This window comes from Vibrio sp. KUL78 (assembly GCF_059725505.1).
Genome location: NZ_AP045837.1, coordinates 2456347 through 2470806, shown reverse-complemented (window position 1 = coordinate 2470806; position 14460 = coordinate 2456347). Strand labels below are relative to the sequence as shown.

Genomic DNA, 14460 nt, shown 5'->3' with positions numbered 1-14460 from the left:
CAGATGAAAGCCGTTGAAGGGTACCAGTATGTTACTTATTACCGTCTGTTGAGGGAGTTATTATTAGTCTGGGTAAAGGAAGGATGCCTTAACGCTGTGCTAATCCCTAAATCAAATAACCCTATGGATATCTTCCTTAAGAGGTCTGCAACATGTTGAAAAAACTCGGCTTAGAAGGCTGGTTCTCGGCTCACTTTGCTTATGGCATCGTCCAAATTGTTTTCGTTCCTATGATGGTGCCTTCATTCATCCTTGCTCGTACTGGCAGTCCAACCGATGCTGGCTTAGCAATGGGCCTATTTGGTCTTGCGGGTCTTGCCGCTCCTGTAATCGGCATGCTTGCTGACAAATACAAAGCGCACCGTTTAGCTCAGCTATTTGGCATGATCGCTTATCTATTGGCTGGCACGAGTTTCCTTTTAGCTGGAGATAACTTTACGCTGATGGCTATCGGCTCGATTTTCTTCGGCACAGGTTCGGCGATCCTTCTCATGCTTAACCCAGTATTCATCACATTTGCTGGCTACGATGCAAAAACTGAAGCCTCCAAACTGGGTCGTATGGCGCAGGTTCTTATCATTGGCTCGCTGCTTTCTGGTATTGCTCTTGCTTATGTCACGGATTTAGGTTGGTCTTATGAGATGCGCTTTATGGGGATGATGGCAATTGTTGCGGTTTTAGCTGTGATTACTATGTTGACCAATAAAAAACCGGCACAGCGTATTCTCGATAATGCAGAGGCTATCGCTGCGGCTGCGGCTGAAGAAGATGCACCAAAGGTAGGTATTGCCAAGGTAGTGTTCTCTAACTTTGGACTGTTTCTGCTCGCAGTAGGTTTGCTTTGTGCAGGTCAAGGTGCGTTCCAAGCGCAGTATCCTAACCTTTTGGAAAATGGATATGGCGTTGCACAGTCTCTGTCAGCTGCAAACTTATCTGTTGCATCAGTACTAGGTCTTATTGTGTTGGTTGCGGCTGAAAAGTTTGTGGCTCGCTACGGTAACCTGAGTCTATTCAAACTATCTGCAGTGGCGTCTATCGTGGTGATTGGTATCGCGTATGTGATTGCTGAAGCAGGTATGTCTTTGCATTACATCATCCCACTCGCACTGTTCCTTGTTTACCTGCAAGGTATCACAGTGACGGATATGATTTCGCCAGCTATCGCTGCGCGTCTCACTTTTGTGGGTGGTGGCCTGACGCAAGGTCTGATGATGTTCTTTATTTCGCTAGGCTTCGGTATGGGTAGCGTGATCAGTGGTATTGCTGTTGATGGTTTTGGCTGGGCAGCACTTCCGTTCGCGATTCTAGGTCTGACGATCGCGGCTTATGTCTGTGTGTTGATTGTTGGTATGAAGCACAAAGCGGCAGTAAAGCGTGAGCAAATGAAGTCGGCATAACGAACTTTGATGCATTAAAAAGGCTTGGCAATCATTGCCAAGCTTTTTTGTGTCCGAAGTCTGTGATTAACTCAGACGTGAGCGCTCGTCGATACCACCTGCGCCTTGGAACCAAATAGTCAGGTGACGCTTGAGGTCTTTCAGCTCATCAGGGCCAATAAGCGCGAGACCAAGATCTTCAGCACGAGTAATATCGTTATGACGCAGTGGTCTGAAGCTCACCAACATGGCGCGCGCTTGCAAGCCGCCTAAAAGATCGCGAAGTGATTCAAGTTTGTAGAGCGTGTCATCACCATCATCTCGCATACCTTTTGTTTTGCACTCGATGATGTGAAGTTTGTTGTTGACCACAGAGGCAACATCGAGTTCATTGCGAACCTCGCGCTCACCAAGCTGGCGGTATACTTGAACATTGAGTGAATGGTCTTGAATCGTCGGAACGTCCTCGCGGATCTGTTTAACCGTGCTATGAACCAGATTCTCCAGCCACTCGCCATTAGAGAAGCGTCTTGCATCTTCACTGATAAATGTCAGCACGCCATTGTCGTAGCTGGCAATTTGGGATTCAACCAAATCGCTGATTAGCATGTTTAGCTCACGATACCCTTGCTGCTTTTCAGATAGAGCTACATCCAGTTTTTGCTCTTTGCGGCACGTGGTCGCGAGATAGTTCAGCGTCGCAAGACCCGGACCAAGTTCAAGCGCATTACTTGCCCATTTCTCTCCAAGGTCGTAAAGTTTTTTGTCCAGCTGAGGAGGCAGGTCGTAATCGGTAAACTCACCTCTTGCACCGAAGATTGTGAGGTAGTCACCGATAGTAATATGGTCTTGGACCTGCGCATCTTGCGCGCCCTCAGGATAAAGCCAGCACATCCTGTCACTGTTCGGTTCGACGACAAAGATTGGCCAATGGAAGGTGCGGAATACTTCGTAAACAGAAAGTAGGCGGTGACGAAGGCCACAGCTAGCATTAAGTTTCACTTCCAGATTTTTCTCTTTCAGTGTGTTTGCTAGCTTCAGGATAGATTGCTTGATCGCAGACGTGTTGACGATATTTGGGATTTCGAAAAACTCAGACGTGATTTCACGCTCAGCGAGAACAGCGTTGAGACGCTCATACATACCAAATTGAGATTCGTCACCAATGAAAATGATGTGACGACTGACGGTGCGATCATCAAGTAACGGAGTGACCAAGCGGATCGGATCTTGGTCGATAATGCCTACATGAACGGCCATAGGGTTTCCTTCAACATTTGGCTTGCCGAAGAAAATGGAAGACGACGTCGCGCGATAAGCGCTAGGTCCTTAAAAAGTAAAGCAAGCCATACTCAAGATATAATGGCACGGAAGGGAAAAAACAAGAGCGGGTTCAAAGGAATCCCGCTCTTGATGAATTATTAACAGTGAGTTGACCTGTTAATGTGTTATTTAGCCTTACAGCTTGAAGCGATGAACTAGCTCACTTTGCTGGTTGGCAAGGCTGGTTAAGCTCTGGCTGGTAGAGGCAATTTCTGACATAGCTTGATAACTATCATCGGCGATATGGTTAATCTCTTCGATATTCTTAGCGATGTCTGCAGTGGTCTCACTTTGCTCACCTGCTGCCTGCGAGATGTGAGTACTCATCTGGCTAATTTCGATGATCAGGGCTTGAATCTCTTCCATCGCACCATTTGCGCTCGATGCCTGCTCAACAGAAAGCTCCATGTCTTTCATACAGCTTTCGATAACTTGACCAGCGCTCTTAGAGCTCGACTGCAAGTTGCCGATCATGGTTTCAATTTCAGTGGTCGACTCGGTCGTTTTCTGAGCCAGTACACGAACTTCATCAGCCACGACTGCAAACCCGCGTCCTTGCTCACCAGCACGTGCGGCTTCAATGGCAGCATTAAGTGCAAGAAGGTTAGTTTGCTCTGCGATGTTGCGGATAACATCCAAGATGCTGCCAATTTGGCTACTCATTCTCTGAAGCTCACCAACCGCTTCTACTGATTCGTTTAGGCGAGTTTCAAGCTGATTGATGGTGCTGATATTGGTGCTCATGATTTGTCGACCAGACTCAGAAGCAGACTCTACCTGATGAACTTTGCTTAGTGAGCTTTGCGCGCTGTTAGCGACCTCTTGCACCGAATGTGACATTTCTGTCATTGCGGTTGCAACGTTAGCGGTCTGCTCTCTTTGCGCACTAAGTTGTTGTTGGGCACTTGCCGATGTCGCTTGGTTGCTACTTGCCGTTTCTGTTAGGTTGTCAGACGCGTCATTCAGTTTAACCAAGACATTGTGCAGACTGTCAGCGAGGGTATTGATGTGATTGCCAAGACGACGGAACTCGTTGTTGTATTTCACTTCGATACGCTGCGTCATATCACCTTCGGTCAGGCTTTCTAGTGTTTTCAGCGTGCTGTTGAGTGGCTGACGGACACTTTGCGCAATATGATAGCCGATACCCACAGCAATTAGAGTCACCACAAGGCCGATACCGATAGCTTTGATAACGCCCTGGTCATAAATATCGCCAGCATTTGCGAGAGACTGGTTTAAATTACCGGTCGCAAATTCGTTGAATCCATTCAACGTCTCCATAGCGCCGTCTACTTCAATCGCGAGGTTCTCGATGTTCTGATACAGGGCAGCTCGTGCGATCAGATAGTTATTGTGTTGATCAAGCACGCCGCCTTTTTTGGCCCACATCTTTCGAGAACTGTTGAACCGAAGCTTCAAACGCTTTTTTTAGCGCTGGCATCTGTGTCGCAAGACCGTTAAACGCGTAATTAAGGTGCGTGACAGCTTTACGGTTTTTGTTAACTGCGTCTTGTACGAACGTTGTATCGCTGCTTGCTAGTGCGTCAGAGGTAATGAGCTCAGCATCTTTTAGTTTGATGAAATAGCTCTTCGCCATGACTTTCACTGAGATGCTCGATGCGTCATCCACATATTCTTTCATGCCGACAGACAGGTCAGTATTAAGCTTTTGGAAGCGGCGGGTTGATTGTTGAACTTGTTCTTGAGCTGCGAACATGGATTGATAGTTATCCATCGCAACCTGCGCTTCTTGATCGTATCGTGTTTGCACGTCTCTTAACTCGGTAATGGCTGCTTCGAGTTCTGGAAAGCCTTGGCTAACCTGAGCGAGCTCTTCGAGTGCGCTGCCAAAACTTTGCATAGAAGCAGAGAACTCTTCACGACGAAGTGCCATACGTTCTTCGTTCTGCGTAGTGAGGAAGTCTTTGAATGACTTATCAGCCGATAGCAGCTCCACGCTGGTTTGGTTAGACATCGACACTAGCGGCAAAGAGGTATTCGATACTGAGCCAAAGTTGTCGTGAATTTGACTCATGCCGTTGAGCATTATGCCAATCGTGATGACGAAAAGAACGACAATAAGCGTAAAGCCGGCGTACATTCTTCTGATTACAGAACCCTGCATTTATCTCTCCCTATAAAGTGCAGCAATACAAAAACGATACAAAAATTAACTGGACCATCTAGACCAAACTAAGCACTATCAATGTCTGAGCTTAGTTTTTTGGCGTTGTGTCTCTTTATCGTTAGAAATAGCAAAAACTGAAATATAACGAATAAGCAGTGCTACGTTTTATGACGCACTCATCAAAAACACAATAAAACTGATAGTTTTATGAAGAATTGTTAGCTGAGGCTTTGAGCAAAAAAGTCGACACGCTGAAGATTTGAACAATAATAAAAACAAGTAGCTAGTTGGAGATTGCTTTCAATTGTGATCCCTAATTCCATGGTGCATACTTTGTTAATGCGGCGAGAGTTCGCCTTGTTCTTTCTATTTGATTTGGAAATTGGAGTGCTTCATGGCTGAAGAAACCATTTTTAGCAAAATTATTCGCAAAGAAATTCCTGCTGATGTGTTGTACCAAGATGATTTGGTGACGGCATTTCGCGATATTAACCCTCGTGCTCCAAGTCATGTTTTGATCATTCCGAACAAGTTGATCCCAACAGTCAACGATATTGAAGCGGAAGACGAAGCCATGATGGGACGTATGTTCACTGTGGCAAAGAAGATTGCTAAAGATGAAGGGATTGCTGAAGATGGTTATCGCTTAATCATGAACTGCAACTCTTACGGTGGACAAGAGGTTTACCATATTCACATGCACCTAGTTGGTGGTCGTCCACTTGGCCCGCTGTTAGTGGGCTAATCTTGCAAGCTATGGCAATGGCAAAATCAATGGCAAACGAAAAGTCATTTGCAACCATTATGGTTCGTTGTTGTCATAGCTTCACAATAATTTGAGTCAATTCTATTTATCACTCATGCTAAAACGTTGCGTAAAACATACTATAACTATTGCACTTACTGCGACCTTGACGGCTTGTGCGGGGCTCTCTGCCGGTAACTTGTTTAGTCATTATACTCAGCAAAATACTATCGTTTATCAGTCTGTTAAATCCGGTCAGTATGAAAAAGCGCAAGCCGCATTACCACAAGACGTGGTGGCGGGAGATATATTGGATAACTTTGAGCGAGGGCGGGTCGATTTTCTTAATGCAGACTACCCAGAGAGCAAGTCTGCGTTAGAGGTCAGTGATAAAGCCGTTCGTGTCCAGCAAGACAAGGCCCTGATATCAATAAGCGATACCGCAACGAGCGTTGGTGCTTTAGCGGTTAATGACAATATTACCGAATACGTGCCGCCTGACTATGAGCTTGGTTTTCTGCACCTTTACCTGGGTCTCAACTATGTTCAGAAAAACGATCTAGATGGCGCGTTGGTCGAAGTTCGACGAGCAAATCGGGTTCAAGAGCGCGCGAGGCAAGCCAGAGAGAAAGACCTTCAGTCCGCCGAGAATGAATTAAAGCAAAAGGGTTTGTCGCCTAACCTTGGATCTGTGTTATCGCGCTATCCAGATGCTGGAAACAAGCTAAAAGCGGTACAAAATGGCTATTTGCTGTATTTATCGGGCTTATTGTATGAAGCGTCTAATGATTTGAATGGTGCCTACATTGACTACACCAGAGCGCTTGCTGTCGCCCCAGATAATGAAGCGGTGATTGAGGCTGCCATTCGCGTTGCCAAACGCTCAGGTAGAAATCAAGACCTTGCGAAGCTGAAGAAACAGTACGGGGATAGACCGGGCGTTTCCGAAGGACAAGGTCGAGTGATTATCCTAGAGGAGCGAGGTGTTGTATCTGCAATGCAGTCTTGGAATCTGACTTTGCCTGTTTATGACAGTCAAGGCAATACGGCACTTTATACTGTTGCGCTGCCATATTATGTTCCAAGCGTCTCACCCAAGCTACCACCTTTGACATTGGATAGTGCATCGGTGAAAACAGATGAACTGGTTGACGTTAATCTGATGGCACAGCAGCAACTAACGGAAAATATGCCAACCATCTTGCTAAGACAGGCGCTGCGGGTCTACGCCAAAGACCAAATTCGTAAGAGCACCGCAAAGGACGACGATGTAGGGAATCTTCTTTTCAATGTATGGAACACCTTAACAGAGCAGCCTGACACAAGAAGTTGGCAAACGCTTCCTGGCAATGTGAATGCGGCGAGTAAAATCGTAAAAGCGGGTGAGCATACCGTTTCTGTCGATGGTCAGGACTATACTTTTGAAGTAAGAGACCGCCAGACCGCCCTCGTATGGGTATCTAGGCAAGGTGGAAGTGCCACAATCTGGCATAAGCAATTAGGAAGGATGTGATGAAAAAGTGGTTAGTAGCAATAGGTGTACTTCTCTCGTTAATTGGTTGTGCATCTAACAAAACAGCGGGTATTAAGATAGAAGGTCAAACTCAAACCGTACTGTACGGTGACGAGAGGATGGGAGACAAGTTCTCTGTTGATGACATTTCTACGGTTGATACCAATGGACACCCAAGAGCGGTCGTTAAACTTTCTAACACAACCTCTGTTGATCAAATTATTCAGTACCGTTTTTATTGGTACGATGAACAAGGGTTGGAAGTAAACACTAAGCAGGCACCTTGGAAGCGTGCGATTTTGAGGGGTGATGAAACTATTACCCTGTCAGAGGTGTCTGTAAATCCAAATGGTAAAGATTTCCGTGTGCAGTTGCGCGGAGCTGATGATTAATTTCCACATGTGGAAACGTAAGCAAGACTAAGGAAACAAAATGAAAAAGAGTATTATTGCTTTGTTAGGTTTGGCTGTCATTCTTGGCGGTTGTTCAAACAAAGTCAGCTATGGCGACGCACAAGCAACAGAAACAACAACTATCGACTTTGGCTCAACGGATCTGCAAAAGATCGCTGGTGACATGGTTGACAGTATGTTGATGTCGGGTTCGGTTGCGGCAATTACCCGCGATAGCCGACCAATCGTGTTCGTAGAGCGTATCAAGAACAAAACCACAGAGCATATTGATACTGAATCTATCACTGACACCATCAGTACCAAGATGTTGAATTCAGGTAAGTTCCGCTTTGTCGACATGGACCGAGTAGAATCTGTTCGCGAGCAACTTAACTTCCAAAACAATGATGAGCTAGTGAACCAAAGCACTGCGATTCAGTTTGGTCAAATGGTGGGTGCTCAGTACATGTTATATGGCAACCTGAGCAGCATCGTGAAGGAAGCGGGTAGCGATAAAGACGTATACTACAAAATGACAATGCGTCTAATGGACCTAGAAACAGGTCTGATCGAATGGGCAGATGAGACCGAAATTCGTAAGCAAGAGTCTCGCTCTGTACTAGGTCTGTAAGCTGACTAGTCGCTTTTCGCCAACAGGCTATAGTTGGGAGGAGGCGTTGCAGTTGTCACCAGACCTAGCTGCCATTCCTCCTCTTATCAATGAAGTGCCCCTCGGGGCACTTCCGCTTTCTGGTGGATTAACTAACCGAAGTTGGCGCATACTCACTCCAAGCCTTGGGTGGGTAGTATGGCGTGCAAATGCCTTGCACAGTCAGATATTCGATATCTGTCGTCGTAATGAAGCAAAGGTCATCAATGCGGTTTCGCCTTCGATACCAACCTATCAAGTCCTCAAAGAAAATGAGCATGGTCTCTTGGTCTCATGGATAGAAGGACACCCATATCAACAGCCCGATCCAGAACCGGCTATTGCACTATTAGCCCGCATTCATAGCCTTGCACCTGATACGTCGATTCGTCAGTTCGATTTTCAAACAAAGGTAGACCACTATTGGTCTCACATTCACGATAGTGACTTAAAAGCGCGCTATAACTCTTTCTATCAAGCATTTCGAGCGCCACCAAACCTTAGAACCTCGATGAGTGCGATCTGCCACTTTGATTTTGGCTTTCATAACTTACTCGAATCTCAAGGTGATATCGCTGTGATTGACTGGGAGTACGCCGCCATCGCATCACCAACGTTGGACTTAGCGATGACGTTAGATATGTTAGGGCTGGACTTCAAAGATGGCTTAACGCTCTATCAGAAGTATCACGCAGTAGAGTGCCCTGAGGATTGGTATGCTGACATGATGGACTGGAAACCTCATATCGACCTTATGGCAATGCTTTGGTATGTGTTGGCCGCGCAAGTTTGGGAGAGTGGCGATTTTTACACCACGGCAGAACAAATTTATCAACGAAATTGTTGAATGGATCACTGTTTATTAGTTCTTTTATCCTAAATGGCCTTTAACCCCTTTGAAGTTATGGCTTTCATGTTAGATTTAAGGAAAGCGTACCATTACAGGACTGATCGAGAGGTACTATGATTATCTATCTTCACGGCTTTGACTCAACAAGCCCAGGCAACCATGAAAAGGTTCTTCAGTTGCAATTCATTGATGAAGATGTTCGCTTCGTCAACTACAGCACTCTTCATCCAAAGCACGACATGCAGTTTCTGCTCAAAGAGGTTAATAAGTTAGTTCAGGAGTCTTCCGATCCGAATCCGCTCATTTGTGGTGTTGGTTTAGGTGGCTATTGGTCTGAGCGTATCGGCTTCTTGTGTGGGATTAAACAGGTTATCTTCAACCCGAACCTTCACCCAGAAGAAAATATGCAAGGGCGCATCGACCGTCCTGAAGAGTACGAAGATATCGCGACCAAGTGTGTAGAGAAGTTCCGTACCAAGAACGCAAAACAGTGTATGGTTGTTTTATCTCGTGAAGACGAGATTCGTGACAACCAAGAGACCGCTGACGAACTAAGTGATTACTACGATGTGACGTGGGATGAAACCCAGACTCACAAATTCAAGAAGATATCTCAGCACTTACAAGCGATGAAGGCATTCAAGTTAGCTCAATAAACAAACAATAGCATGCGACATTTATGCGTGCTCTATGGTAAAGACAGCGGCTCTCTTAGTAGGGCCGTTTTTTATTGATAGAAAAATCGTTTGAGAAATAGTCATTTAATTCGGTGTGAAAAAATAATCCCATTGAATAGTTGCGGACATTGATTTGCTCTATATAATAAAACCGTTCCACAATAGTTGATAAATATCAAAAAAAATTGAGAGCAAGAAGAGAACTTGCCCAAAATGCGCAAAAAGTGACGATTTTGCACCGATATGTGAAGTGAAACTGTAAATGTAACGCGTAAGGGGCACCGTGTAGTGACCAAGGTTTACGCATAATGACAAGAATTTTTGTGCTTGGATAACATCGAGGCACGTTTGATTTTCAATTTTCAATTTTCAATTTTCAAATTTCACTTTTTAGGAGAGCCATTGTGACTAATATTGTCGTTGTAGGTGGTGGGGCAGGCGGACTAGAGCTTGCAACCAAGTTAGGCCGAACACTAGGACGTAAAGGGCGCGCCAATATTACGCTTGTAGACCGTAAAGCTAGCCACTTATGGAAGCCATTGCTGCATGAAGTAGCAACAGGCTCATTGGATGAAGGTGTCGATGCATTAAGCTACCGTGCACACGCGAAAAACCATCATTTTGATTTCCAAATGGGTAGCCTTCAAGATATCGATCGTGAGAACAAGCACATTACACTTAGTGAGTTGAAAGACGAGCAGGGTGAGCTGCTGATGCCAAGTCGCACAATCGATTATGATGTGCTCGTACTTGCTATTGGTTCTACGTCTAATGACTTCAACACACCTGGTGTGCGCGATAACTGTATTTTCTTGGATAGCCCTGAACAGGCGCATCGCTTCCGTACAGAAATGAACAACGAGTTCTTGAAGCTACATGCGAAAAATGGTCAAGGTACTGTTGATATCGCTATTGTGGGTGCGGGCGCAACGGGTGTTGAACTTTCTGCCGAGCTGCACAACGCAGTAAAAGAGCTACGTACTTACGGTTTTGGTGATCTAGACTCGAGCAAGCTGAACGTAAACTTGATTGAAGCGGGTGAGCGAATCCTACCGGCTCTTCCTCCACGCATTTCTGGTGCTGCGCATTCTGAGCTGACTAAGCTTGGTGTGACAGTACGTACTGCGACTATGGTAACGCAAGCAGACGAATCAGGTTTGACAACAAAAGACGGCGAGCACATCCCGGCACAGATCATGGTTTGGGCTGCAGGTATTAAAGCGCCTGATTTCATGAAGGACATTGCAGGGTTAGAGACTAACCGTATTAACCAGTTAGTGGTTAAAGATACGCTGCAAACTACACGCGACGATGACATTTTTGTCATTGGCGATTTAGCACAATGTACGCAGGCGGACGGCAAGTTTGTCCCACCTCGCGCTCAGGCTGCGCACCAGATGGCGACACGCGCGTTTGGTAATATCGTGGCTAAGCTAAACAACCGCGAGTTGAAGCCTTATGTTTATAACGATCATGGTTCACTTGTCTCTTTGAGTCGTTTCTCAACAGTAGGTAGTCTAATGGGCAACCTAACTAAAGGCTCGATGATGGTAGAAGGTCGTATTGCACGTGTGGTGTATATCTCTTTATACCGTATGCACCAAATGGCGCTTCATGGCATGCTAAAGACAGGTTTGATGATGCTGGTTGGTCGAATTAACCGAGTACTTCGTCCTAACCTAAAGCTTCACTAATCGTTAAGTTAAACTAATCAAAATAAAAAAGCCCCAACCATTGATTTGCTTGGGGCTTTTTCGTTTCAGTTAAAACGTAGTAGTCTCGTGATTTCCGTGCTTAGCGAGATAGAGTTGGCGAGTAACTACCATTTTTTATTGCCTTGGCAACGGTATTGGCCTGACTTTTTAACTGATCGTATTCAATGTCGTTTAAGTTAAACATCAACCTCAGCTCGTTATCGGAAGCGATAGGAATATCGAACTGTTTCGCGACCATAGCCCAGAGAAACGATTGTTGTGGTTGGTTTAAGCTTTGCGTTACGCTCGCCAAAGCCTTGATGACGTCCTTGTTTACTGTTTTACCGCCACTTGAAAGTTCAAGAGAACGGTTCAATAGTTGGTAGGTTTTATTCTTATCTCTCGAGATATAATAGGTAGCAAGTGCGTACTGAAGCTCCGCGGTATCCAGCTGAGGAGAGCCTTCCATCTCTAGAAAGCGTCGGCGCGCGTTATGGTCGCCAGTTTCACTCCAAAGAAAATAGAGGGTTTCTGGTGACGTCGAGCCACTCAATGAATTCGTGACCCGTTCTTGTTCGTTAATGGAATACATCAAAGCATCAAAGCGTCTTGATTTTAGATCAGCTTGCTCGATGGGTTGTATTTGCGAAGCGAGCTCAAGACACTTTCTGTACTCTTTCAGCAGATAATACTCTTCAATGGTGTTTGCCTCGCTAGGGGCTTTCATCATCTCGTATCGATGCCAAATAAGATTGGTTCTAGGGATCCGACATTGACCGTCAGACGTATTGAGAACTGCGCAATTAAGAGAGGGTTCTTGCTCGCAAAGCTGGTCTGTGTTTTTGCGAGCCTCAAAACAGCCTGCTAACATTGACGCGCTTAAAAGAACAAGCAAAGCATGGGGTAATTTCATTTTACTACTTGTGATCGAATACACTGATTTATCTAGCTCAACTTGACTCAGTGTATCATCAGGTTAAGGTTCGAGTAATGAATTAACCTCTCAGAACCACAAAATAGCGGTGCTGCTATCAAGGCAGTGCTATCCAGACAGTGAGACGGTTGAAAATAAATAGTGTGACGACAAGAAGGTTCATTATGGATGTAGAACAATTATTAGAAGCAATGACACCAGATGTGTATGAAAGACTGCTTTATGCGACAGAAACTGGACGATGGCCAGAGGGCAGTCGATTATCACCAGAACAAAGAGACTCTTGCATGCAGGCTGTAATGCTTTATCAGTCGAAGCACAATGTTGAGCCACAGCATATGTCGGTTGCCGCGGGTGGAGACATTACATTCAAGAGCAAAGCAGAGCTGAAAAACCAGTTTGCAGATAACTCGAACGAGATAGCTAGAGTGAAGGTTTCACAAGATTAGTCAATCAGAGTAAACAAAAAGGGGTGTTGCCACCCCTTTTTAGTATTTGTCGATTAACCAGCTAATACGTCGGTTGCGACTTTGTAGCTTGGGTCTTCTTTAACATTAATTTCAACTAAGCTGCCCGCTTTGTCTAGAAGCTTACGGCAGTCTGGGCTGAGGTGGCGCAAGTGTAGGGTTTTACCTACCGTCGCATAACGCTCGGCCAAGGTTTCAATAGCCTCAATCGCAGAGTGATCGGTAACGCGAGAGTTCGCAAAATCAACAATCACATCTTGTGGATCATTTTGTGCGTCAAATAGCTCAAGGAAGTTGGCCGCAGAACCAAAGAAAATTGGACCGTTAACCATGTATTCTTTCGAACCTTCTTCATTGATGTGGCTGCTAGCATAGATATGCTTGGCGTGTTCCCATGCGAACATCAGAGCAGAAGCAACAACACCAACCGCTACGGCAACAGCAAGGTCTGTCATTACGGTTACCGCTGTTACCAACACGATGACAAAGAAATCTTTCTTAGGTACTCGGCGAGCCAGCTTGAAGGTTGCCCATTCAAACGTACCAATAACCACCATGAACATGACACCAACAAGCGCTGCTAGTGGGATCATCTCAATAAGTGCTGCTGCAAATAGAATAAACATCAATAATGCAACCGCGGCAACGATACCAGACAGACGACCGCGACCACCTGAGTTGACGTTGATCATCGACTGACCAATCATCGCACAGCCACCCATTGCACCGAATACAGAACAGGTCACGTTTGCTAGACCTTGACCCACACATTCACGGTTAGATTGGCCGCGTGTGTTCGTCATCTCATCTAAGACTGTGAGTGTTAGTAGAGACTCAATCAGACCAATTGCCGCCAAAATGATGGCATAAGGTAGGATGATCTGCAGCGTTTCCCACGTTAGTGGAACCGCGGGGATAGAGAAAGTTGGTAGAGAACCCGCTAACGTCGCAGCATCGTCGCCGGACATTGAGCGCAAGAAGTCGACAACCGTACGAGTATCAAGACCCAGACCTTGTACCAATAGTGTCACAGTGACAATCGCGACAAGAGAAGAGGGTACTGCTGTCGTGATCTTTGGTAAAAAGTGGATGATCGCCATGGTTAGTGCAACAAGACCCAGCATCAGCATCATTTGATCTTGAGGCAGCCACGTGAGGGCTCCGGATAAGTCTGGTGCTTTAAACTGGCCGAGCTGTGCTAGGAAAATAACGATAGCGAGGCCGTTCACAAAGCCGATCATTACCGGATGCGGTACGATACGGATAAATTTGCCGAGCTTAAAGATGCCAGCACTGATCTGAAACAGACCCGCTAACATAATAGCGGCAAACAAGTACTGAACGCCGTGAGTAGCTACAAGGCTAACCATAACAACGGCCATTGCGCCTGTCGCACCAGAGATCATGCCTGGGCGTCCACCGAAGATAGAGGTAACCAAACCGACGATAAAGGCAGCGTACAAGCCAACCATAGGGTCAACGCCTGCAACGAACGCAAAAGCAACCGCCTCAGGAACAAGCGCAAGAGCAACAGTCAGACCTGACAATACGTCATTCTTTACTGAGTGCTTAGAAAACTGTGGGAATTCAAACATGAAATTAATCGTACTTATGTTGTTGGTTTAACATCCATTTCATCCAGCACACATTCGACATTCAAAATGTGTCAACCGTATTAACAGTGAGCAAAAAAGGACTAATTTACCGTC

12 protein-coding genes and 1 pseudogene are annotated in these 14460 nt (G+C 45.6%); 9 read left to right on the top strand and 4 right to left on the bottom strand.

Features of this window, described 5'->3' with window-relative positions; translation table 11 throughout:
• Positions 1 to 152 precede the first annotated feature (152 nt).
• On the top strand, positions 153 to 1397 hold the full coding sequence (locus tag AC6I8Y_RS11465) for an MFS transporter (protein ID WP_394151696.1): 1245 nt from the start codon (positions 153 to 155) through the stop codon (positions 1395 to 1397).
• 66 nt (positions 1398 to 1463) lie between these two features.
• Here the strand turns inward: AC6I8Y_RS11465 and AC6I8Y_RS11460 are convergent, their stop codons facing one another.
• The gene (locus AC6I8Y_RS11460; RefSeq protein ID WP_252011639.1) at positions 1464 to 2636 is read right to left on the bottom strand and encodes a DUF1887 family protein; all 1173 of its coding nucleotides are present in this window, start codon (positions 2634 to 2636) and stop codon (positions 1464 to 1466) included.
• 198 nt (positions 2637 to 2834) lie between these two features.
• Positions 2835 to 4827: pseudogene (locus AC6I8Y_RS11455) on the bottom strand (methyl-accepting chemotaxis protein).
• 397 nt (positions 4828 to 5224) lie between these two features.
• Here AC6I8Y_RS11455 and hinT point away from each other — a divergent pair.
• The 7 genes from hinT (at position 5225) to AC6I8Y_RS11420 (ending at position 11350) form a co-directional block, all read left to right on the top strand.
• Positions 5225 to 5575, top strand: a complete 351-nt coding sequence (hinT, locus tag AC6I8Y_RS11450) for a purine nucleoside phosphoramidase (RefSeq protein ID WP_234495513.1) — start codon at positions 5225 to 5227, stop codon at positions 5573 to 5575.
• Between the two features lie 115 nt (positions 5576 to 5690).
• The gene (locus tag AC6I8Y_RS11445) at positions 5691 to 7088 is read left to right on the top strand and encodes a COG3014 family protein (protein ID WP_394151690.1); all 1398 of its coding nucleotides are present in this window, start codon (positions 5691 to 5693) and stop codon (positions 7086 to 7088) included.
• Positions 7088 to 7480 (top strand): YcfL family putative periplasmic lipoprotein, encoded by a 393-nt coding sequence (locus tag AC6I8Y_RS11440; RefSeq protein WP_042476720.1) that lies wholly within the window; start codon positions 7088 to 7090, stop codon positions 7478 to 7480. The genes AC6I8Y_RS11445 and AC6I8Y_RS11440 overlap by 1 nt, the downstream gene beginning before the upstream one ends.
• Positions 7481 to 7520: 40 nt before the next feature.
• On the top strand, positions 7521 to 8111 hold the full coding sequence (gene lpoB / locus AC6I8Y_RS11435; RefSeq protein WP_042476725.1) for a penicillin-binding protein activator LpoB: 591 nt from the start codon (positions 7521 to 7523) through the stop codon (positions 8109 to 8111).
• Between the two features lie 46 nt (positions 8112 to 8157).
• On the top strand, positions 8158 to 8976 hold the full coding sequence (locus AC6I8Y_RS11430) for a phosphotransferase (RefSeq protein WP_498020219.1): 819 nt from the start codon (positions 8158 to 8160) through the stop codon (positions 8974 to 8976).
• A 116-nt stretch (positions 8977 to 9092) separates the two neighbouring features.
• The gene (gene ycfP / locus AC6I8Y_RS11425; RefSeq protein ID WP_128648604.1) at positions 9093 to 9635 is read left to right on the top strand and encodes an alpha/beta hydrolase YcfP; all 543 of its coding nucleotides are present in this window, start codon (positions 9093 to 9095) and stop codon (positions 9633 to 9635) included.
• 425 nt (positions 9636 to 10060) lie between these two features.
• Entirely contained in the window at positions 10061 to 11350 is a 1290-nt protein-coding gene (locus tag AC6I8Y_RS11420; RefSeq protein ID WP_498017896.1) for an NAD(P)/FAD-dependent oxidoreductase, read from the top strand.
• Between the two features lie 100 nt (positions 11351 to 11450).
• On the opposite strand, the gene AC6I8Y_RS11415 is transcribed toward AC6I8Y_RS11420, so the two are convergent.
• Entirely contained in the window at positions 11451 to 12263 is an 813-nt protein-coding gene (locus AC6I8Y_RS11415; RefSeq protein WP_498020218.1) for a DUF2989 domain-containing protein, read from the bottom strand.
• 185 nt (positions 12264 to 12448) lie between these two features.
• Here AC6I8Y_RS11415 and AC6I8Y_RS11410 point away from each other — a divergent pair, with 185 nt between their 5' ends.
• A complete protein-coding gene (locus AC6I8Y_RS11410; protein WP_128648601.1) occupies positions 12449 to 12733 on the top strand; it encodes a YeaC family protein in 285 nt (94 codons plus the stop codon).
• A gap of 53 nt (positions 12734 to 12786) precedes the next feature.
• Here AC6I8Y_RS11410 and AC6I8Y_RS11405 read toward each other — a convergent pair whose 3' ends face one another.
• Positions 12787 to 14346 (bottom strand): SulP family inorganic anion transporter, encoded by a 1560-nt coding sequence (locus tag AC6I8Y_RS11405; RefSeq protein WP_252011648.1) that lies wholly within the window; start codon positions 14344 to 14346, stop codon positions 12787 to 12789.
• Positions 14347 to 14460 lie beyond the last annotated feature (114 nt).